22 protein-coding genes are annotated in these 22,220 nt (G+C 39.3%); 18 read left to right on the plus strand and 4 right to left on the minus strand.

Annotation, left to right across the window (positions count from 1 at the left end; translation table 11 throughout):
- Positions 1–36 precede the first annotated feature (36 nt).
- From OQZ33_RS10460 to OQZ33_RS10500, 9 genes are all read left to right on the plus strand, one after another.
- Positions 37–1,167, plus strand: coding sequence for an NAD(P)/FAD-dependent oxidoreductase (locus OQZ33_RS10460; RefSeq protein ID WP_265798992.1), 1,131 nt, complete (start codon positions 37–39; stop codon positions 1,165–1,167).
- A complete protein-coding gene (locus tag OQZ33_RS10465) occupies positions 1,167–1,880 on the plus strand; it encodes a methyltransferase domain-containing protein (protein ID WP_265798993.1) in 714 nt (237 codons plus the stop codon). The genes OQZ33_RS10460 and OQZ33_RS10465 overlap by 1 nt, the downstream gene beginning before the upstream one ends.
- Positions 1,877–2,929 carry a type III polyketide synthase gene (locus OQZ33_RS10470; protein WP_265798994.1) on the plus strand — a complete coding sequence of 351 codons (1,053 nt, stop codon included), beginning with the start codon at positions 1,877–1,879 and terminating at the stop codon, positions 2,927–2,929. Before OQZ33_RS10465 ends, OQZ33_RS10470 begins: the two co-directional genes overlap by 4 nt.
- A 1-nt stretch (position 2,930) precedes the next feature.
- Positions 2,931–3,377, plus strand: coding sequence for a 3-hydroxyacyl-ACP dehydratase FabZ family protein (locus tag OQZ33_RS10475; protein ID WP_265798995.1), 447 nt, complete (start codon positions 2,931–2,933; stop codon positions 3,375–3,377).
- Positions 3,370–4,650 carry a beta-ketoacyl-[acyl-carrier-protein] synthase family protein gene (locus tag OQZ33_RS10480; protein WP_265798997.1) on the plus strand — a complete coding sequence of 427 codons (1,281 nt, stop codon included), beginning with the start codon at positions 3,370–3,372 and terminating at the stop codon, positions 4,648–4,650. Before OQZ33_RS10475 ends, OQZ33_RS10480 begins: the two co-directional genes overlap by 8 nt.
- On the plus strand, positions 4,643–4,903 hold the full coding sequence (locus OQZ33_RS10485) for an acyl carrier protein (protein WP_265798998.1): 261 nt from the start codon (positions 4,643–4,645) through the stop codon (positions 4,901–4,903). The genes OQZ33_RS10480 and OQZ33_RS10485 overlap by 8 nt, the downstream gene beginning before the upstream one ends.
- Complete coding sequence (locus OQZ33_RS10490; RefSeq protein WP_265798999.1) at positions 4,893–5,441, plus strand: 4'-phosphopantetheinyl transferase superfamily protein; 549 nt, start codon at positions 4,893–4,895, stop codon at positions 5,439–5,441. Before OQZ33_RS10485 ends, OQZ33_RS10490 begins: the two co-directional genes overlap by 11 nt.
- 97 nt (positions 5,442–5,538) lie before the next feature.
- Complete coding sequence (gene pruA / locus OQZ33_RS10495) at positions 5,539–7,173, plus strand: L-glutamate gamma-semialdehyde dehydrogenase (RefSeq protein WP_265799001.1); 1,635 nt, start codon at positions 5,539–5,541, stop codon at positions 7,171–7,173.
- Between the two features lie 637 nt (positions 7,174–7,810).
- Positions 7,811–8,071, plus strand: a complete 261-nt coding sequence (locus tag OQZ33_RS10500) for a hypothetical protein (protein ID WP_265799002.1) — start codon at positions 7,811–7,813, stop codon at positions 8,069–8,071.
- 52 nt (positions 8,072–8,123) lie between these two features.
- On the opposite strand, the gene OQZ33_RS10505 is transcribed toward OQZ33_RS10500, so the two are convergent.
- The 3 genes from OQZ33_RS10505 to OQZ33_RS10515 form a co-directional block, all read right to left on the minus strand.
- A complete protein-coding gene (locus OQZ33_RS10505) occupies positions 8,124–8,780 on the minus strand; it encodes a carbonic anhydrase (protein WP_265799003.1) in 657 nt (218 codons plus the stop codon).
- Positions 8,781–8,785: 5 nt separating this feature from the next.
- Positions 8,786–10,390, minus strand: a complete 1,605-nt coding sequence (locus OQZ33_RS10510; RefSeq protein WP_265799005.1) for a SulP family inorganic anion transporter — start codon at positions 10,388–10,390, stop codon at positions 8,786–8,788.
- A gap of 125 nt (positions 10,391–10,515) precedes the next feature.
- Complete coding sequence (locus tag OQZ33_RS10515; protein ID WP_265799006.1) at positions 10,516–10,818, minus strand: hypothetical protein; 303 nt, start codon at positions 10,816–10,818, stop codon at positions 10,516–10,518.
- Positions 10,819–11,248: 430 nt separating this feature from the next.
- On the opposite strand from OQZ33_RS10515, the gene OQZ33_RS10520 reads away from it, so the two are divergent.
- The 5 genes from OQZ33_RS10520 (at position 11,249) to OQZ33_RS10540 (ending at position 16,336) form a co-directional block, all read left to right on the plus strand.
- Entirely contained in the window at positions 11,249–12,790 is a 1,542-nt protein-coding gene (locus tag OQZ33_RS10520; RefSeq protein WP_265799008.1) for an acyl-CoA carboxylase subunit beta, read from the plus strand.
- Between the two features lie 88 nt (positions 12,791–12,878).
- On the plus strand, positions 12,879–14,057 hold the full coding sequence (locus OQZ33_RS10525; RefSeq protein WP_265799009.1) for an MFS transporter: 1,179 nt from the start codon (positions 12,879–12,881) through the stop codon (positions 14,055–14,057).
- On the plus strand, positions 14,054–14,647 hold the full coding sequence (locus OQZ33_RS10530) for a hypothetical protein (RefSeq protein ID WP_265799011.1): 594 nt from the start codon (positions 14,054–14,056) through the stop codon (positions 14,645–14,647). Before OQZ33_RS10525 ends, OQZ33_RS10530 begins: the two co-directional genes overlap by 4 nt.
- Positions 14,648–14,649: 2 nt before the next feature.
- Entirely contained in the window at positions 14,650–15,063 is a 414-nt protein-coding gene (locus tag OQZ33_RS10535; RefSeq protein WP_265799012.1) for a GNAT family N-acetyltransferase, read from the plus strand.
- Positions 15,064–15,199: 136 nt separating this feature from the next.
- Positions 15,200–16,336 carry a M42 family metallopeptidase gene (locus tag OQZ33_RS10540; protein ID WP_265799014.1) on the plus strand — a complete coding sequence of 379 codons (1,137 nt, stop codon included), beginning with the start codon at positions 15,200–15,202 and terminating at the stop codon, positions 16,334–16,336.
- Between the two features lie 109 nt (positions 16,337–16,445).
- Here OQZ33_RS10540 and cobA read toward each other — a convergent pair whose 3' ends face one another.
- A complete protein-coding gene (gene cobA / locus OQZ33_RS10545; RefSeq protein WP_265799015.1) occupies positions 16,446–17,204 on the minus strand; it encodes a uroporphyrinogen-III C-methyltransferase in 759 nt (252 codons plus the stop codon).
- Between the two features lie 272 nt (positions 17,205–17,476).
- Between cobA and nirB the strand changes: the two genes are divergently transcribed.
- The 4 genes from nirB to OQZ33_RS10565 all read left to right on the plus strand — a co-directional run bounded on the left by nirB (position 17,477) and on the right by OQZ33_RS10565 (position 22,214).
- Complete coding sequence (gene nirB / locus OQZ33_RS10550) at positions 17,477–19,984, plus strand: nitrite reductase large subunit NirB (protein ID WP_265799016.1); 2,508 nt, start codon at positions 17,477–17,479, stop codon at positions 19,982–19,984.
- Positions 19,985–20,030: 46 nt separating this feature from the next.
- Positions 20,031–20,372 (plus strand): nitrite reductase small subunit NirD, encoded by a 342-nt coding sequence (nirD, locus tag OQZ33_RS10555; protein ID WP_265799017.1) that lies wholly within the window; start codon positions 20,031–20,033, stop codon positions 20,370–20,372.
- 52 nt (positions 20,373–20,424) lie between these two features.
- A complete protein-coding gene (locus tag OQZ33_RS10560; RefSeq protein ID WP_265799019.1) occupies positions 20,425–20,820 on the plus strand; it encodes a hypothetical protein in 396 nt (131 codons plus the stop codon).
- A gap of 92 nt (positions 20,821–20,912) precedes the next feature.
- Positions 20,913–22,214, plus strand: coding sequence for an MFS transporter (locus tag OQZ33_RS10565; RefSeq protein WP_265799020.1), 1,302 nt, complete (start codon positions 20,913–20,915; stop codon positions 22,212–22,214).
- Positions 22,215–22,220: the final 6 nt, after the last annotated feature.

Below are 22,220 nucleotides of genomic sequence, written 5' to 3' on the forward strand. Positions count from 1 at the left end.
GATATAAAGTGTTACCTTGTATATCTGTAATCCTTTATGCCACTTAAAACAGAAATCTTAATTATTGGAGGTGGCTTAGCTGGCTTAACAGCGTCGCTCCACCTTAATAAATTAGGTTTTGAAGTTACCTTAATCGAGAAATCTGCTTATCCTCACCACAAAGTTTGCGGAGAGTACATTTCAAACGAGGTTTTGCCCTATTTTAATTGGCTTGGTATTAATATCAACAACTTCTTCCCACCTCAAATTACCCACTTACAGTTTACCTCTATCTCCGGGAAAGAGATTAATACAGCGCTGCCTCTTGGTGGTTTTGGCTTGAGCCGCTATACGCTTGATTATCATTTGTACAGGTTAGCTATCAAAAGAGGGATAAATGTGATCGAAAATACCGTATCAAATGTGCTTTACCTTAAAGATGAATTTCTGGTAGAAACAATGTCTGGAGAAAATTACAGTGCTGCATACTTGATAGGTGCTTATGGAAAACGTTCGTCAATCGATGTAAAACTAAATCGAAATTTCATCAACAAAAAATCTCCTTATTTAGCAGTTAAAGCACATTACAAATGCGATTTTCCGAGCAATACGGTTAGCTTAAATAATTTTGACGGGGGCTATTGTGGCGTTTCAAAAGTCGAAAATGATCATGTAAACGTTTGTTATTTGGCAAATTACGAAAGCTTTAAACGACAAAAAAATATACTGGCTTTTCAAGAAAATGTATTGTATAAAAACAACAATCTAAAAAAAATTCTTCAAGGCGCAGAGATGCTTTTCGATGCACCGCTAACGATCAGTCAGATATCTTTCGCAGCCAAAGAACCAATATTAAACCATATTCTGATGATTGGCGATACTGCCGGTTTAATTCATCCACTTTGTGGAAACGGCATGGCAATGGCAATCCATAGCGCTAAAATAGCGAGCGAATTAATCGCAAAGCTAACTGCAAATCACTCTTCAAGAGCCATTCTGGAAAAAGAATATAGGGCAGCATGGCAAAACCTTTTTAAAAATAGATTAAAGTTTGGGAGAATTTTAAGCCATATTTTAAAAACCAATACTTATGAAAATATAGCCATGATTTCTTTACATGCTATGCCATTTATACTGAACAAGATAATTAAACATACCCATGGACAACCAATTACAATAAACAACTAATGTCGATAAATACAAAGTTTAGAAGTACTGCACCAGAATTAATGGATGACTTTGAAATGAAAGGAGACATTCTGCGTGATGCATTAGACAAAATCGCCAGTATTAACAAGTTATTAGGAGGCAATAAAGTTACGCTCGATGGCATAAAAACATTACTAAAAAACAAACCGAAAACCCAATTGCTGCGTATTACTGATATAGGTTGCGGCAATGGCGACATGCTGAGGACGCTGGCAGATTATGCGGATAAAAATAACTTGAATTTTAGTTTAACCGGAATAGATGCGAATCAGTTCACCATCGATCACGCAGAAAGTTTATCAGAAAACTATTCCAATATCACTTATCAGTGTAGAGATATTTTTGATGATTCGGTTACAGAAGAACACTGTGACATTTTTATTTGCACACTAACCTTGCACCATTTCAAAGATGAAGAGATAATTGACCTTCTAAATCGGTTTAAATCTTCTGCTAAAGTTGGCATTGTGATCAATGATTTGGAAAGAAGCGCTTTAGCTTACCGGCTTTTTCAAGCCTTATGTTTTGTATTCGGCTTAAATCACATGTCAAGAGAAGATGGCTTAGTCTCCATTCTCCGTGGATTTAAGCGGGAAGATTTAGAAAAATATACTAAAGAATTGAATTTTAATTACAGCTCAATCAAGTGGAAGTGGGCTTTTCGATATCAATGGATTATTAAGACAATATGAGCGTAGTTGTAAAAGCAGTAGCCAAAGCCTTACCCGGCTTTTGGCGAGAAACAGCAGATATTATTCCATTTTTAGATGGCTGGCTAAAAGATCATGATGAACGCTTTGTTAGAAAAGTGAAGAAGATTTTCGAAGGCGCTGCCGTTGATAGACGTTATTCGTTTATGTCGCCGGAGGAGGTTTTTAGCGATTTAAGTTTTGAGGAGCGAAATGACATTTATGTAAGAGAGGGTATAAAACTTGGAAGCCAGTGTATAAAAAACGCACTTGAAAAAGCAGCTTGGCAACCAGAGGATTTAGATTATATCATCACAGTAAGCTGCACAGGCATTATGATCCCATCTCTTGATGCCTACCTGATCAACAACTTAAAACTCCGACAGGATATTGTGCGCCTGCCTGTAACCGAGATGGGTTGCGCCGCAGGAGTTTCAGGAATGATTTATGCCAAAAATTTTTTAAAATCCAATCCTGGCAAACGGGCAGCAGTTGTTGCGGTTGAATCGCCAACATCGACGTTTTTGCTGAACGATTTTTCGATGGCCAACATTGTGAGTGCAGCCATTTTTGGTGATGGCGCCGCTTGTGTATTGTTAAGCTCAAACGAAAATGACGAAGGACCAAAAATTTTAGCTGAAGAAATGTATCACTTTTACGATGCTGAAGAAATGATGGGATTCAAATTGACCAATTCAGGGCTTCAAATGGTTTTGGATATTGAAGTTCCGGAAACAATTGCTGCTCATTTCCCAGAGATTATCCATCCCTTCTTAGCAAAAAACAATCTTGAGATTAAGGATATCGACCACCTCATATTTCATCCCGGAGGTAAAAAAATAATTCAGGTGGTGGAAGCTTTGTTTAGCGAACTAGGGAAAAACATCAATGAAACCAAAGAAGTATTAAGGCTTTACGGAAATATGAGTAGCGCCACAGTTTTATATGTTTTGGAGCGATATCTTGATAAACAACCTGCAGCAGGAGAAAACGGAATAATGTTAAGTTTCGGACCAGGATTTTCTGCGCAACGAATCCTCCTACAATGGTGATATGACCGCTACTGAAATACTTGCAAAAATGCCCTATGGGAAAGATTTCCTTTTCGTTGATGAAATATTAAAATTCGACGAAAATGGAATTACTGGCACCTATTCATTCAGAAGGGATTTAGTTTTTTATGAGAGCCACTTCAAGAATAATCCAGTTACGCCAGGGGTAATATTAACGGAAACAATGGCACAGATTGGTTTGGTTTGTTTTGGAATTTATTTATTAAAAGATCAGGATGATGATGCTAAACCTGCTTTTGCTATGACTTCTAACTCAATAGAATTTCTGAAACCTGTTTATCCCGGAGATAAAGTTTGGGTAACCAGTGAAAAAATATACTTCAGGTTTAGTAAATTAAGCTGCAAGGTTGTGATGAAAAATTCGATCGGCGAAATGTTGTGTAAAGGAACTATTGCAGGTATGCTAATTCAACAGGGCAATGGATAACAACAGAGTAGTGATAACAGGTTTAGGTGTTTGCGGGCCGAATGCTACCAACGTCCCCGATTTTGTGCATGCGCTTAAAAATGGCATCTCGGGAATTACGCATCAAAGCGATTTAGAAGCCTTAGGATTTTCATGCCAAATAGCCGGCAAACCTCCACTTACAGAAGATAGAATTGCACAATATTTCAGCTCACTAGAACTAAAAAACCTTAACAGTACAGGCATAGTTTACGGTGTAATTGCCGCTTTAGATGCATGGGAAAATGCCGGCCTGAAGCTTAGCGACATCAATGAACCAGATTGGGATAGTGGAACCATTTTCGGCACAGGCACCTCTGGGATAGATAAATTTCGATGGGCTATTAACAAAATCGATGATATGGAAATACGAAAGCTAGGTAGTTCAGTAGTGGTGCAAACGATGGCTAGTGGCGTAAGTGCATTTATTGCAGGCAAAATTGGCCTGGGTAACCAGGTAAGCACCAATTCATCTGCCTGTGCAACTGGTGTGGAAAGTATTTTGCTGGCTTATGATCGAATTAAATCGGGTAGAGCAAAACGGATGCTTGCCGGAAGCACCAGCGATAGCGGCCCGTACATTTGGGGCGGCTTTGATGCCATGAAGGTTTGCAATTATAAACACAATGATGCGCCCGAAAAAGGTAGCCGGCCAATGAGTGCAACCGCCAGCGGATTTGTGCCAGGCAGTGGCGCTGGTGCACTCGTACTGGAGTCCCTTGAAAGCGCATTGTTACGTAGCGCACCCATTTACGCAGAAGTTTTAGGAGGCGATTTAAACTCTGGCGGCCAACGCGGCCTAGGCACCATGACTGCGCCAAACCCGGTGGCCGTACAAAGATGCATCAAAAAAGCCATCGATAATGCTGGCATCCGGGCCAATGAAATAGAGGTGATAAACGGGCATTTAACTGCTACCACTAAAGATGCGCTGGAGATTGAAAATTGGAAGACTGCGCTGGATACATCGAAACAAAAATTTCCCTATATTAATTCAATTAAAGGTTTGATAGGTCATTGTATTAGCGCAGCCGGAAGCATAGAAACCGTAGCTTCTGTGCTACAATTAGCCGAAGGCTTTATCTTTCCAAACGTTAACTGCGAAGATTTAAATCCGGCCATAGCCGATTTAATCAACGAATCGCGAATTCCACAGCAGTTGATCAACAAACAATTTAATTACCTGGCCAAGGCAAGTTTCGGTTTTGGCGATGTAAATGCATGTATCATCCTTAAGAAATACAATTATGAGTAAAGAAGAAATTATTGCAGAACTTAAAAATATCATTACCCCATACAGCGAAGAAACCATCGCTTTGCAAAGCATTGATGATGACACTGATTTTTTAAAAGATCTAAAAATAAATTCTGCCAACCTGGTTGATATCGTGCTCGATATCGAAGATCGATTTAACATCGAAATAGATAACGATTCGATGGCAAAAATGTTGACAGTTAAAGCTACAGTGGATATTATTGAGAACAAACGTCAGGGAAATGCTGGGTAATGATATTGTAGATTTGAAGTTTGCAAAGCTTCACTACAATTGGCGGAGAAAAGGTTACCTCAATAAAATTTTTTCCGCAAGAGAACTAGAACTTATAAATAGTTCCAAAAGCGAAGATACAATGGTGTGGGTGTTGTGGAGCATGAAAGAAGCAGCCTATAAGTGTTATAACCGGTTAACTTCCGAAAGGCTTTTTAATCCACAGGCTTTCGAATGTGCACTTTTCGGTTCTTGCAACAATAGTGCGAGTGGCGTGGTAAAACGGAGTGGTCAATCTTTTTTTACAAAAACCGAAATAAGCAAAAATTATGTTCATACACTCGCTTATTCCTGCACGTTGATGCTGGATCATTTATCTGTCCATCATCATAAAAACAATGCAGAATATTCAGTTGCTTTTACACACTCCACCAACTGTTCATTACAAAAAGACAGAAACCATCTCCCTGAGGTAATAGATAAAAAAACACAGCACAAACACATGGCTTCAATTAGCCACGATGGAAGATATTTATGTATCGCTTTTTTAAAAGTTTGACTGTCTAAAACAGGAATAGTCCCTATTTTCTTTACAGAATAATAGAATTGCATCCCTCAAAAAGCCTTATCTTTGTGTAAATCATAAAAAATAAAATATGCTTAAAGGATTTTTTAACGTACCCACTCCGGTAAACGAACCTATATTAAATTATGGCCCAGGCAGCAAAGAACGCGTACTTTTAAAAGAAGCGCTTGCCGAGGCTCGCTCACACCAACAAGACATTCCGATGTACATTGGCGGCAAACAAGTTCACACCGATAAGAAAGGTAAAGTTGTTCCACCACATGATCATCAACATATTTTAGCCCAATTTAGCATTGGCGATAAAACACACATAACACAAGCAATTGATGCAGCTTTGGCTGCAAAACAAGATTGGGAAAACCTTTCGTGGGAACATAGAGCAGCAATATTTTTAAAAGCTGCTGATTTAATTGCGGGCAAATATCGTTATAAGCTAAATGCTGCGACAATGTTAGGTCAAAGCAAAAATGCTTATCAGGCAGAAATTGATGCCGCTTGTGAGCTGATTGATTTCTTACGTTTTAACGTAAGCTACATGGCCGATATTTACAAACAACAACCTCCGGTTTCACCTCGTGGAAGCTGGAATAGAGTGGAACAACGCCCACTTGAAGGTTTCGTTTTTGCTTTAACACCTTTCAACTTCACCGCCATCGCGGCAAATTTACCTGCCTCGGCAGCGATGATGGGAAATGTTGTGGTTTGGAAACCTGCCGATACACAAGTTTATGCGGCTAACCTTTTAATGGAAATTTTCCGTGAGGCGGGCTTACCCGATGGTGTTGTGAATTTGGTTTACGCCGACGGACCAGAAACAGGCGAGGTGATTTTTAATCATCCTGATTTTGCTGGTATTCACTTTACTGGGTCTACAAAAGTGTTCCAGGAAATCTGGAAAACGATTGGAACAAACATCCATAAATACAAATCTTATCCTCGTATTGTGGGGGAAACTGGCGGAAAGGATTTCATTTTGGTGCATCCTTCTGCACAAACTGACATCGCAAGCACAGCAATTGTTCGTGGTGCATTCGAATATCAAGGGCAGAAATGTTCGGCTGCAAGTCGTGTTTACATTGCTGAAAGTCTTTGGCCAGAAATTAAAGAACAAATGCTTCGCGATATCGCATCGTTTAAAATGGGGGGAACCGAAGATTTTACCAACTTTATTAACGCGGTTATTGATGAACGCTCTTTTGATAAGCTGGCTAAATACATCGACCAAGCTAAAAAAGATACGGGCGTAGAAGTTATTGCCGGTGGCAATTATGATAAGAGCAAAGGTTATTTTGTTGAGCCAACCGTTTTAGTGGTCGACGACCCGAAATACACCACCATGTGTGAAGAATTGTTCGGTCCTGTTTTAACGGTTTACGTGTATGCTGACAAAGATTTTGATTCAATTTTGGAAGTGATTGATACAACCTCGCCATACGCTTTAACAGGTGCATTAATTGCACAAGATCGCTATGCGATTGATAAGGCAAGCCATGCTTTACGAAATTCGGCTGGTAACTTTTACATCAACGATAAATGTACCGGAGCTGTTGTTGGTCAGCAGCCATTTGGCGGCGCCAGAGGTTCGGGTACTAATGATAAAGCCGGTTCGATGATTAATTTATTACGTTGGGTTTCTCCACGTACCATTAAGGAAGTTTTCGAATCGCCAACTGATTATCGTTACCCGTTCTTAGCTGAAGATTAATATTTTTCACCTAAGCTGTCGAAGCATCAATATATTTTGAAACCCTTGAGCAATCAGGGGTTTTTCTCTTTAAAAGGATTTAGAAAGCAATGAAAGTAGTAATGCTTTTGTTAGTCGGGCTTTACGATATATTTTTTTCCCTCTGCTGCGTTTTTAAATTACCGTCTTTGCGAAATCGATATTTTATCGATAGAAGTTCCACAAGAATGCCTTTGGCACAATCTCATTTGTGGTGTTATTTGTGAAATGAGATTGCTTCGTACCTCGCAATGACAACCGTTCTTGCCGTCATCGATATTGATTTTTATGCAATAAATTATCTTTCAGGATGACAACAAAAAAAATGTCGCTACAATCCCATTTAATTGCTCAACCTTTCGCAACTATTTAGGTCTGCAGTGTGTAAAAGGCACTTTTTTTAATTTTTAAACCCGACAATAGGGAAAATCCTTTTTTTTGCAGCTTAAAATTACTAACGCTAACGGGCATATGCATATTCAGCGTAAGTAAAACGTTGAAAACAAAAAGATTGGAACGAATGGCAGGGCTACAGTATCCACAAAGGGCGAAACATTCATTTCCAAATCCAACAAAACTATAACAAGGTTTAACTGTTCTATAGAGAAATAAAAACATCATGGAAAACCAGGAAGAAAAAAACTCGAATTTACGAGATGAAAATATTAATAATTCGGCCGAGAGATCTAATATGCCCGAACAACAAGTGCCACGCCACCGTAGTGATGAGCAGAGCGATAAAAACAAGGTAAAATCTGATGCAGGACACTTGGGGAGAGATTTCGGAGGCGGTGATTTTGGATCGGAAGAAGCACGTGCAGATGCGGAAAAAGGCAATAAAGGAGAAGCTGGCAACATGCCAAATAGCGAAGAAAAATAAAGCCCCGACTTTAACGGGGCTTTTAACACTAATTATACGATCGGGATGTGTTTTAACCCACCTTAAACGCAGGCGCAACATCATCGAGGCAGTTACAAGTAACTTTCATATCTTTAATGATGCCTGTTTTAAGGCTGTAAACACATGCATGAACTGCTAAATCCTGACCGTTGGCCCAGGCAGCCTGTACAATGGAAGTATTCATAATATTTGATGCTCCTTCAATGGTGTTCAGTTCTACTAACCGATCAAAGCGTTGATCGGAATCTTTGATGGTTGCCATTTCACGCTCGTGGGTACGATATACATCGCGAATGTTTCGCAACCAGTTATCAATAATCCCTACTTGTTTATTACCAAGGGCGGCTTTTACCCCACCGCAGCCGTAATGACCACAAACAATTACGTGTTTTACTTTTAAAACATTTACTGAATAATCCAGTACCGAAAGCATATTCATATCGGTATGTACCACTACATTGGCAATGTTCCTATGTACAAAAATGTCGCCTGGTTTAGTATTTGTAATCTGGTTTGCCGGAACCCGGCTGTCTGAACAACCAATCCACAAAACGGGTGGATTTTGACCTTCAGATAATTTATTAAAAAAATTCGGATCATTATCAATCGTATCCTTAACCCAATCTCTGTTTCCTTGCAAAAGGGTTTCGTAACTGATGTTCTCTGTCTCTATTGTTTTTGCGCACATGGCTGTTATTTATTAATATCCTCTACTACTTTGTTGGTTAATTTCGGTACAGTATAATGTTTCTGTACGTTCTCTAATGTGACAATAATACCCTTGGTAAAGGCATTATGCTTGTAATTAAAAATGGTTTCCAAAACATCCGGGTCGATGTATCTGGCGTTTGAACCATCAATTATTACATTTGTTTCGCGAGGAATATTCGTTAAAACTACTTGTATCGCTGCTTTATTTAAGAAAGAGACTTCTTCTGCCAGTTTAATTCTGATGTTCTTTTTATCGCCTTCGTTGGTAATTCTGTAGAAGAAAGGATTACGCATGTTTGTACGCAACAGATAAAAGATCGACACCAACATGCCTATCGCAACACCTTTTAGCAAATCAGTAAACAATACGGCCACAACCGTAACTACGAAAGGCACAAACTGGTCCCATCCTTTGTGGTACATGTGTTTAAATAAACCGATTCTGGTGAGTTTATAACCCGTTACCAATAGAATTGCCGCCAGGCATGACAGGGGAATCATATTGATAACTTTCGGAATAAACAGCAATGAAAGCAGCAGCCAAACGCCATGAAAAATTGCAGACATTTTAGTTCTGCCGCCAGAGTTTACATTTGCAGAACTTCTCACAATTACGGAAGTCATTGGTAGACCACCAACCATACCGCTGGTAATATTGCCAATTCCCTGAGCAATTAACTCTCTGTTTGTTGGAGATACACGTTTAATGGGGTCAATTTTATCTACCGCCTCTATACTCAGCAGCGTCTCCAAACTGGCTACCACCGCAATCGTTAATGCCACAATGTAAACATTTTTGTTGCCTAGCTGATTAAAATCGGGCATGGTAAACAAACCTAAAAATCCGTTGAAACCATCTATCACTGGGATTTTAACCATCTGATCAGCCCTTAACGGATACGCAGTACCAGCAAAAATCATGGTTCCTATTACGCCGATTATTACTACAATTAACGGTGCAGGTACAATGGCCAGTTGCCTTATTTTCGGCCAGATGATTAGTATGGCAATGGACAATAAACTGATGGCAACCGCAGCGAGACTAAAATGACTGATTGCTGCTGATATAGCAGAAAATGTATTTTCGTGATCTTGCTGAAAAAAACCTTCATCACCACTGAAATCGGTATCAACACCCAAAGCATGCGGAAGCTGTTTTAAAATTAAAATTAAACCGATAGCGGCCAGCATTCCTTCGATAACACTTGAAGGAAAATAATTGCCGATGGTACCTGCTTTTATTAATCCTAAAATTAACTGGAAAACACCAGCGAGCACAACGGCTAAAAGGAATGTTGGATATGGCCCCAAAGAGGTGATGGCTCCAAAAACGATTACGGTTAAACCAGCGGCTGGTCCGCTTACGCTAAGCTGAGATCCACTAACAGAAGCAACAATAATCCCTCCGATTATACCGGTAATAAGGCCGGCAAATAACGGTGCACCTGAGGCTAGTGCGATACCTAAGCAAAGTGGCAATGCCACCAAAAAAACAACAATACTCGATGGAAGATCTTTCTTTAAATTCTTGGCAAGAAAATATTTCTTCACGTCCGAACCTGAAAAGGCCGGGTTAAACTTTTGCATAACGATATAATTATCTAGTAAATTTTAACGAATAAATCGCGGGGAGAGGTGTTGTTGAACCTGTTGAGTATTTGCTCAGCAGCTTAAACATGTTTGTATATTAAACCTATCCCAAGAAGAAAAAACTAGATAAAATTTGGTGGCGGTGTTGGAACTGCAGGGTGATATGGATCTACATACCGCTTGAAATGCTCAATAAAACTGCTCTTCAAAAAGAAATGACTGGAAGAGAACTCGTAAGAAAAGATGGGATGGTTTAGCTCGATAAGCTTGAAATCGGAGAATTTTGCAATGTCTTTGGCGGAGTCTTTACCGCCTTCATGCTCTAACTCGATTTGCATGATTACTGCGTTCATAATTTCTTTATCGATACTGGAACAAAACACAGGCGCACCAGAAATAGCCATCTTCGCGGAGAAGATAAGCATAAATGCTGCAACGATTGTGTATTTGTATTTCCTCAAAAACATTTGTTCTAATCTTATTCTAATGTTGTTTGCAAAAATAAACGGATAATTGGTTTTTCAAGCACAATGGGTTGTAAAATATTTGTAATACAACAATTTATTCGCTGATAAAACCCATATTCTTCTGATATTCAATTTAGTAAAATATTTTTGAAGCATCAAGCTAATGAGTCTTTACTTAAATTGCCCGGTTTAAAGAGCGCTTTATGTATGCTGTTAAAATTGGTTGCTTGCGCTATATTACTACAAAGAAATAAAAGTTTCCTCAGTTTTCGTTTTATAAACATTTAACTACAAGTGGAAACGTTAAGATCACTCTCCCACAAACTTCTCCAATTAAGCTTGCATTACCGTTGTTAATTTTTAATTTTAAATCCACATATTATCAGCAATGGATAAGAAAATAGCATTACTTCAAGATAAAATTAATCAGGCAAAGCTTGGTGGCGGTCAGGCTCGAATAGATAGCCAACACAAAAAAGGTAAACTTACTGCCCGGGAACGCATTCACTTTTTAATGGATGAAGGTAGTTTTGAAGAAATTGGTATGCTCGTTACCCATCGCAGTACGGATTTCGGAATGGAACGCGAAAAATTTCTGGGAGACGGTGTAGTCACTGGCTATGGAACCATTAACGGCAGGCTTACCTATGTGTTCTCTCAAGATTTTACTGTTTTTGGAGGATCGCTTTCTGAAACGCATGCCGAAAAAATTTGCAAGTTAATGGATTTGGCCATGAAAAATGGTGCACCTTTAATTGGCTTAAACGACAGCGGAGGTGCCCGAATTCAAGAAGGAGTAGTTTCTTTAGGCGGTTATGCTGATATCTTTTATAAAAATGTTCAGGCCTCGGGGGTTATCCCGCAGCTTTCTGCTATTATGGGGCCATGTGCCGGAGGTGCGGTGTACTCCCCTGCCATTACCGATTTCATTTTGATGGTAGAGAATACTTCCTACATGTTTGTAACCGGGCCAAATGTAGTGAAGACGGTAACGCATGAAGAGGTAACATCGGAAGAATTGGGTGGTGCAACTACGCATGCCACAAAATCGGGTGTGACACATTTTGCCTGCACCAATGAAATTGAAGCCATTAACCATGTTAAGCAACTCCTAAGTTATATGCCTCAAAATTGCGAGGAAATACCTACTCAACTTCATTACGAAAGTAGCGACGAAAGCAGAACTGCGTTAGATACTTTTATGCCTCAAAATGCCTCTCAACCTTATGACATTCGCGAAATTATAGCAGAGGTTACTGATCAAGATAGTTTTCTGGAAGTTCATAAAGACTTTGCGGAAAATATTGTGGTTGGTTTTGCCCGTTTGGCTGGACGAAGCATTGGCATTGTAGCCAATCAGCCTGCTTATCTGGCAGGCGTTTTAGATAGTAATTCTTCTACAAAAGCGGCTCGTTTTGTTCGTTTCTGCGATTGTTTTAATATTCCTTTACTGGTTTTTGAAGATGTTCCAGGTTTTTTACCAGGAACCGATCAGGAATGGAACGGTATTATTACCAACGGCGCAAAATTGCTTTATGCTTTTAGCGAGGCTACTGTACCGCGAATTACCGTAATTACCAGGAAAGCTTATGGCGGTGCTTACGATGTGATGAACAGCAAGCACATTGGCGCTGATATGAATTACGCCTGGCCAAGTGCTGAAATTGCGGTAATGGGCGCAAAAGGAGCTGCAGAAATTATCTTTAAAAAGGAAATTACTACTGCAGAGAACCCTAATGAGAAATGGCTGGAAAAAGAAAAACTGTATTCGGATATCTTTGCCAACCCTTACCGGGCCGCCGAACGTGGCTTTATTGATGAGGTAATTGAGCCTTCGCAAACCCGGATAAAACTGATTAAAGCTTTTAAGATGTTGGAAAACAAAGTGGTCAACAGTCCTCGTAAAAAACATGGAAATATACCTTTATAAGAGGAGTAAAGATAAAAGAGCAAACATTAACCTTTAGCTACCTTCGTCCCCCACACTTTGAACTTTTTACTTCGAACTTCTCCTTAACATGCTAAAACGCATAGACATCCTCCTGATGGCCTTCTGTACCGGCCTCATTGTTGCCAATATTTATTATTGCCAACCATTAGTTATTTTAATTGCAGAAGAGTTTAAGTTAACCGAAACTTATGCAGGTAGAATTACCTACACCACTCAGATTGGTTACGCTTTGGGTTTGTTTTTACTTGTGCCGCTGGGCGATATGTTTGAGCGCAAAAAGCAGATTTTGATTATAACAGCTATGGCTATTTTGGCGCTGTTAACAGCAGCCGTTTCACATTCTTTTTTCTTATTGGAAATCGCCTCTCTGCTGATTGGCATCTGCTCCATTGTACCTCAATTAATACTGCCTTTAGCCGCCAACCTGAGTACCGATGAAAATCGTGGCGCCAACATTGGCATGATTATGAGCGGTTTGCTGGTAGGTATTCTGGCCTCTCGAGCAGTAAGCGGAAGTATTGGTTTCTGGCTTGGCTGGAGGGCGGTTTATTATATTGCTGCAGGCATTTGTTTGTTACTTATTGCCTTAATGGCGAAACGCTTTCCTCAAAGCTTTCCGGCTTTTAAGGGAAGTTACAAGCAATTAATGGGCTCGATGTTTAGCTATATTAAATCTCAACCAGTGCTCCGCGAAACTTCCATTATCAACTTTTTGGCCTTCGCTATTATTAGTGCTTTCTGGACAACCATGGTTTTGTTTTTAGCCAATCCCCCGTTTAATTTTCAAACCTTGCAAATTGGTTTGTTTGGCATTGCCGGCGCTGCTGGTGCTTTAGCTGCGCCGCTTGTAGGGAAGTTAAGCGATGGCAACAACCCTCGTAAAAACTTAATGATCGGGTTTATCCTGCAACTCATCAGTGTAGCCTTATTTTACTTCACTGGCAACCACTTATACCTTTTTGTGATTGGCATTGTACTCATCGATATCGGTCAGCAAGCCATTCACGTGACCAACCAAACCCGAATCTACACCCTCATACCAGAGGCGAGAAACCGCTTAAATACTATTTTTATGTCGGTTAGTTTTATTGGCGCCAGTTGCGGTTCGGCCTTAGGCTTATGGCTTTGGGCACAAGGCGGCTGGGCCATTTTTTGCTACGGCATGACGGCAATTATCATCATCAATATTTTAATTTATCTATTCTACGGCAGAAAAAAATTATCTAAATCAATACTCAATACATGACATCTAAAAACGCAATCAAACTTACACTAGCTATTTTAATTTGTAGCTTATCTATTTCTAAATCTAAAGCCCAAGATAGTAAAAAGGTTACGCAACCGATAGAAGTAGTTTCTTTGAATAAAATAAGGCTATCGCTACTTGGTCTTAATTTCGAAAGAGAACAAAAAGTAGGCAAAACAACATCAGTTTACTTTGGTGGCGGTGCAGAGGGAACTTTTATCTATCAAACAGATATATTTTTCGATAACAATTTTAATTTCACCACTAATACAAAATCCGATTTTAAGATTTACCCAGTTTTGAATGCAGGATTTAGGCATTATTACAACTTCGAGAAAAGAGTAAAAAAGGGCAGAAAAACAATAAACAACAACGCCGGTTATCTAGGCTTGGATGTTTTAGGCGTTATTCCAACGGAAAGCGATACCATTTACGGCTATCAAATTAACGTAATGCCACAATGGGGTTTTCAAACCTGTATAGGCAGAAAAATAAATTTCGAATTAGCGCTTGGTCCATTGGTATCACTAACAAAAGTAGATACCTATTTCAATGTCGGGGGAAAGCTAGGATTCAACTTTCTACTTTAATTATGGCATTAGTACAAATCGAACAAATATTCCCTTCGCTAACCTGGCGTATCCGTCATGAAGTGATGTATCCGGAACTTCCCTTTGAATCTGTCAAACTTCATGAGGATTTTGATGGACTTCACTTTGGCTTATACGCTGATCACAAATTAACTGGCGTGGTTTCATTATTTCATGATGGCGATGTTTATCAATTTAGAAAACTCGCTATTTCAAACGAAGCACAAAAATCTGGTTATGGATCGCAATTAATGGATTATATCTTGGATTTTTGTAAAATTCAGAAAGCAAGCAAGCTCTGGTGCAATGCAAGGGTAAATGCTAAGGAATTTTATTATAAATTTGGATTCCATGAAACGGAAAAAACATTTTTTAAAGATGGTTATGATTTCGTAGTAATGGAGAAAGAATTTTAGATTGTAGATTGACGAATGACGATTTAACACCTCGCCTATTCGAATTTGTAAAGCTAAAATCATAAATATAATCTGATTGATGACTGGGGCTGCTACCCGCAAATCCGAAATTGTGAATCTAACATCATAAATAAATATGGCTAAGAAAAAAGAAGACGCTAACCTGCCAAAAACGCAGGATAAGAAAAAACATGTAACCGTTGTGACCAAAAAATCGTTACAATTTTTAGAAGAATACATTAACAATCCTGCTCCAACAGGTTACGAATGGGAAGGCCAGAAATTATGGCTAAACTATTTAAAACCATACATTGATGAGCATTTTGTAGATAACTACGGAACAGCAGTCGGTGTAATTAACCCAAAAGCCCCTTACAAAGTGGTAATAGAAGCCCATGCCGATGAAATTTCATGGTATGTAAACTATATTACCAGTGATGGTTTAATTTATGTCATCCGTAATGGTGGTTCTGACCATCAAATTGCGCCATCAAAACGCGTAAATATCCATACCGAGAAAGGCTTGGTTAAAGCAGTTTTCGGCTGGCCAGCTATCCATACCCGTCATGGCGAAAAAGAACAGGCACCAGAATTGAAAAATATTTTTCTGGATTGCGGTTGCACTACAAAAGAAGAAGTAGAAACATTGGGCATCCATGTAGGCTGCGTAATCACCTACGAAGATGAATTCATGGTATTAAACGATCGCTATTACGTTGGTCGTGCTTTAGATAACCGCGTTGGTGGTTTCATGATTGCCGAAGTTGCCCGTTTGTTGAAAGAAAACAAGAAAAAACTTCCATTCGGTTTATACATTGTAAACTCTGTACAGGAAGAAATTGGCTTACGTGGAGCAGAAATGATTGCGCAACGCATTAAACCAAATGTGGCCATTGTAACTGATGTTACCCACGATACAACCACACCAATGATCAACAAGAATACGCAAGGTGACTTATCAGCAGGTAAAGGTCCGGTGGTTTCTTACGCTCCGGCAGTCCAAACCAATTTGAATAAATTACTAATCAAAACGGCTGAGAAAAACGAAATCCCATTCCAACGTCAAGCTTCTTCACGCTCAACGGGAACGGACACTGATGCATTTGCTTACTCAAACGGCGGGGTTCCTTCGGCATTGATATCTTTGCCTTTACGCTACATGCATACCACAGTAGAAATGGTGCACAAAGAAGATGTTGATAATGTGATCAGCTTAATTTACGAAAGCTTGTTGAACATTAAAGACGGGCAGGATTTCAGAGAATTTAAATAATCCAAACAATCTTCATTGTCTTTTCCTCCGTGATGGGGAGAACCTAGCAAAGTAGCAATCTATTTCATAAAATATGGTCTAGGATTAATTTCTTAGACCTTTTTTTTATTTATACCGCAACTGCCTGTTTAAAATATTGTTGTGATGACACAATTTCCCTAACCTTTACTACATCACCTATTACAATAATGGCTGGATAAGATAACCCTTCTTTCAGCGCCATTTCCTGAATATCTTTAATTTCACAAGTTCCTTGTTTTTGATGAGGCAATGTAGCATGCTGAATAATTGCCGCAGGTGTTGATCCTAAACCGGCTAACTTATATGCCGCAGAAATTTCAGCGAGTTTTTTCATTCCCATATAAATCACTACGGTAGCCGAGGTTTTCATAGCACAAGCCAAATCTTTAGAAAGGCTTCCATCTTTTTTTGTGGCGGTAATAATCCAAACACTCTCACTAATTCCGCGGTGGGTTAAAGGCACATCAATAAAACCTAAGCCCTGCATGCTACTAATTCCTGGTATGTAATGCGATTTGATCCCATGTGCTTCAGCATACAAAGTTTCTTCAAAACCTCTACCGAATATAAAAGGGTCGCCACCTTTTAACCTCACCACAACTCGCTTTAGTTTGGCGTATTTAACAATTAATTCGTTAATTTTTTCTTGAGGCGTACATTTTTCATAAGGTTTTTTACCCACGTACACCATTTCGCAGCCTTTGGGCGCAATTTCGAGCAATTTTTGATTACTTAAATTATCATAAAGCACAACTTCTGCCCTTTTGAGCACATTATATGCTTTCATTGTCAATAATTCTGGGTCACCAGGACCTGCACCCATTATAAAAAGTCCAAATTCAGCCATTTTTTTGTCTGTTATTTTAATGATTTAATTATTAAGATATAAAAGTGATGATAAATTATTAAAAATCACAAAATTTTATGACAAAAATCATATTTAATAAACTTTTTACCAAAAAAAATCTATATTTGAATATAAAAAATCATATTAATTACAAAATGTACATAGAATTTTATAGTTAATTAAAAATTTATATGCCGAATTGAACTGTTTGAACATAAAATTTACAAAAACCAACCCTTAAAATCATCAATAAACTAAAATCACCTTAAATCATGAATAAATTAAAGATAATTATAATCGGAAATGGAATGGTTGGATATAAGTTCTGTGAAAAACTCAAATCCAAATCAGATTCGTTCAAACTAATTATTTTTGGAGAAGAGCCGCGCAGGGCTTACGACCGTGTTCATTTAAGTGAGTATTTTAACGGTAAAACAGCAGAAGACCTTTCTATGTCTACGGCCAGTTGGTATGAAGAACAGGAAATTGATTTACACCTTAACAATCCCGTTGTCGAGGTAGATAGAGCGGCGAAAACAGTTTCCACCTCATCTGGCGAAGTTTATCGTTACGATTTTTTGGTTTTCGCCACGGGCTCTTCTGCATTTGTACCTCATATAAAAGGCATAGAGAAAGAGGGTGTTTTTGTTTACCGCACCATTGATGATCTTGATCTTATCGCCGGCTACGCCAAAAACGCAAAAAAAGCTTCGGTAATTGGTGGCGGCTTACTAGGCCTCGAAGCCGCAAAAGCTTTAATTGATTTAGGAATTGAGGAAACCAGCATTATTGAATTTGCACCGCGATTGATGCCAAGACAAATCGACATGGCCGGAAGTGAAATGTTGAAATCGATGTTAGCAGATTTGGGCCTTCAGATCTACTTGAACAAAAACACCAGCAGCATTGAAGGCGAAACTAATATTGGCGGATTAAAATTTAGCGATGGTAGTGAACTGGCCACCGATATATTGGTTATTTCTGCCGGGATTAAACCCAGGGATGAGTTAGCTAGAAAGTGTGGAATAGATGTGGGACCAAGAGGGGGAATTATAGTGGATGCCGAAATGCAAACCAATGATCCCTGCATTTTCGCCATCGGAGAATGTGCCCTGTTCGAAGAAATGATTTATGGACTTATAGCTCCAGGTTACGAAATGGCTGAAGTGCTGGCTTCTAATCTATGTGCTCAATCGAAATCATTTAAAAGCTTTGATATGAGCACCAAACTTAAATTAATCGGCATTGATGTAGCCAGTTTCGGCGATCCTTTTATTAATGAGCCAGATTGCAGAACCATTGTTTTTGAAAATAAACACAAAGGAATTTATAAAAGAATAAACATTAGTAATGACGGGCAATACCTTTTGGGAGGTATTTTAATTGGCGACGCAACAGCATATAATATGCTGTTGCAAACCAGTGTTAACCAAATCTTGTTACCTGCAGATCCTGAAGAATTAATATTGGGTAGCCGCGGTGGAGAGCAAGTTGGAGCAGGGATTGAAAGCTTACCAGATGCAGCTTTAATTTGCAGTTGTGAGGGCGTAACAAAAGGGGGGATCTGCAGTTCAATAATCGATCAGGGCTGCGAAACTTTAGATGACATAAAAAAATGTACCAAAGCAGGAACAGGCTGTGGTGGTTGCATGCCGATGGTTAAAGATTTAATGCTTCACACCTTAAAAGCACAAGGTAAATATGTAAGGAATGTAATCTGCGAACATTTTAACTACAGCCGACAAGAGCTTTACGACCTGATTCACATCCATAATTTAAAAAATTATGATGATGTATTGAATGAATTTGGTCAATCTGATGGTTGTGAGGTTTGTAAACCATTGGTTTCATCGCTATTGGCTAGCCTTTGGAATGAAATGATCCTTAAAAAAGGAAATGACACTGCACAAGATAGTAACGATCGTTTCCTGGCCAACATTCAAAAAGGCGGATCATATTCGGTAGTACCACGCGTTCCAGGCGGGGAAATTACACCTGATAAATTAATTGTTATTGGCGAAGTAGCTAAAAAATACAACCTGTACACCAAAATAACGGGTGGACAAAGAATCGATATGTTTGGCGCTCACCTGAATGATCTTCCAATCATTTGGGAGGAACTGATTGCCGCTGGTTTCGAAAGCGGACATGCTTACGGCAAAGGACTGCGTACCGTAAAAAGCTGTGTTGGAAGCACCTGGTGCCGGTTTGGCTTACACGACAGTGTCAGTTTTGCCATTAGAATTGAAGAGAGATACCGCGGAATCCGAGCGCCGCATAAATTTAAATCGGCCGTAAGCGGTTGCATTAGAGAATGTGCAGAAGCCCAAAGCAAGGATTTTGGAATCATCGCGACAGAAAAAGGCTGGAACCTCTACGTTTGCGGAAATGGCGGAAGCAAACCGCAACATGCTTTATTGTTGGCTGCCGATTTGGACAGCGAAACCTGCATAAAATATATCGATCGCTTTTTGATGTTTTACATCCGGACAGCCGATCCATTAACCAGAACAGCAACCTGGTTAAACAAAATGGAAGGCGGAATGGAATATTTACGCAATGTTGTTATCAACGATAGCCTGGGAATGGCTGAAAAATGGGAAGCAGAAATAGAAAATCTGGTTTCAACCTACCAGTGTGAATGGAAAGAAGCGGTGGAGAATCCAGCTATTAGAAAGCGTTTTTCTCACTTCGTTAATGCACCAGAGGATAAAGACCCAACGATTGAGTTTGTAGAGATGCGTGGGCAGAAAAAAACTCCTGAATGGAAAAAAGTCTAACCAAATATAATCAACCAACAAATCATCAAACCCTAAACTAAAGATTATGACAGAAACAACAACTAATTGGTTAGCTGCATGCCGTGTGGAGGATGCAGTGGAAAATGGAGGTGTGTGCGTAAAATATGGAGAGGAGCAAATTGCACTCTTCTATTTTACCAGAAGAAACGAGTGGTATGCCACGCAGAATGAATGCCCGCACAAAAAACAAATGGCTTTAAGCCGAGGCATGATTGGAACCATTACAGACGAACCTAAAGTAGCATGCCCTTTTCATAAAATGAACTTTTCACTAAAAACAGGCGAATGTTTAAGTGGCGATGAATGCGCCATAAAAACTTATCCTGTAAAAATTGAAGATGGAACTGTATATATCGCGGTTAACTAAGATGAACCACAAAATCATCATTTGTAAACACTCTTAAAGCAAAAAATAGATAATGAAAATTAAGAAATATGTGGCTTTTTTAAGCTGCCCGGCCATAGCTATGCTTTCATTTCAGGGTAAAGCTCAAACCAAATTAGCACTATTTGATGGGATAATCGTAGCCGGATATGTAGATAAAAGCGCTTATATCAATTGCGTGGGGCCGAATATTAAATTTGTTAAGAAACCCTATTCCATAGCAGCAGGATTGCTGCCGAGTTTAAGAATCAAAGAAGATAAAGTAAATCCGGGAGCACCAAAAAATAGTTTGCTTACTCCCAATCTGGGCTTCGGCCTAACCGCAGTTTTTCATCATCTGGCCATTCAGGTGCCCTTATATTATAATGCAAAAACGGCTGTAAAAGATGGCGAATGGAATGTTGGTGCCGGAATCGGCTATAAATTTTAATAAGAACGAATTAAATCTAGACCCTTATGACAGCTCAAACTATAAATAAACCCCTAGAGAAACTTAATATCTTTTCGTTGAAAGGAGTACAGATGAAAACCTTTCATATTACCTGGCTCACCTTCTTCTTTTGCTTTTTTGCATGGTTCGGGATGGCACCATTAATGAAAATAGCAAGAGAACAACTACACCTCACCAAAGATGAGGTTGGCAACATTCAAATTGCATCCGTATCTGCAACCATTGTCGCCCGTTTATTAATTGGCAGGTTAATCGATAAATTTGGACCGAAAATTATATACACGTGGCTCTTAGTGCTTTGTGCCATTCCGGTCCTCTTAATCGGCACTAGCCAATCTTACACTTCTTTCTTGCTTTTCCGGTTAGCCATTGGCGTTATAGGCGCATCATTCGTCATTACCCAATTCCATACCTCTATCATGTTTGCGCCAAACGTTAAAGGGACAGCAAACGCTACTGCAGGAGGTTTTGGTAATGCTGGTGGTGGAGCTGCTAACGTATTTATGCCATTACTTGCATCAGCCTTAACTGCTTTAGGTTTTTGTAGCTCAGCAGATAGTTGGCGTTATGCCATGATTTTCCCTGGGATAATGCTATTAGTATGCGCATTTTTATATCATCGATATACACAGGATAGTCCACAGGGGGATTATAAAAATCTTAAAGACGAAATCATAAAAACCAGTAAAAACACATTTTTAATCGCTGCAAAAGATTACCGCACCTGGATTTTAACCATTGCTTACGCCGCCTGTTTTGGTGTGGAAATAACGGTTGATAATTTTGCGCCAATCTTTTTTACTGATTCTTTCGGAGCCACCATTGCCATTGCCGGTTTAGTAGCAGGAATTTTTGGATGGATTAACATTTTTGCCAGACCATTAGGTGGCATTTTCGCTGATAAAATTGGTAAAATATGGGGTTTTGACGGGAAAACACTTCTGTTATCGGTGCTTTTACTTATTGAAGGAATCGGTTTAATCTGGTTTGCTAAATCTGGCGACATCGGAATGGCTATCATTATGATGTTTGTTTTCGGTTTGAGCTTGAAAATGGCCAATGGCGCCACCTACAGCTTGGTTCCCTTCATCAATCCAGTGGCAGTTGGCAGTGTTGCTGGCATTGTTGGTGCCGGCGGAAACATTGGCGCCATGCTGATCGCTTTCCTGTTTAAATCGGAAGCCAGCCACTTAACCAAAAATGTTATCGAAAACGGGCAAACCATTCAAAAAGATTTAATCGATTATACTTCAGCATTTACGCTTCTTGGCTATATCATTCTCGTAATTGGTATCGCTGTGTTCATTTTCCGAACAGTGATGGCAAAAAAGAAATCTACAGTAGAAACCATGATACTCGCTGCAGGAAATTAAATTTAT

The organism is Pedobacter sp. MC2016-05 (assembly GCF_026239735.1).
Classification (GTDB): Bacteria; Bacteroidota; Bacteroidia; order Sphingobacteriales; family Sphingobacteriaceae; genus Pedobacter.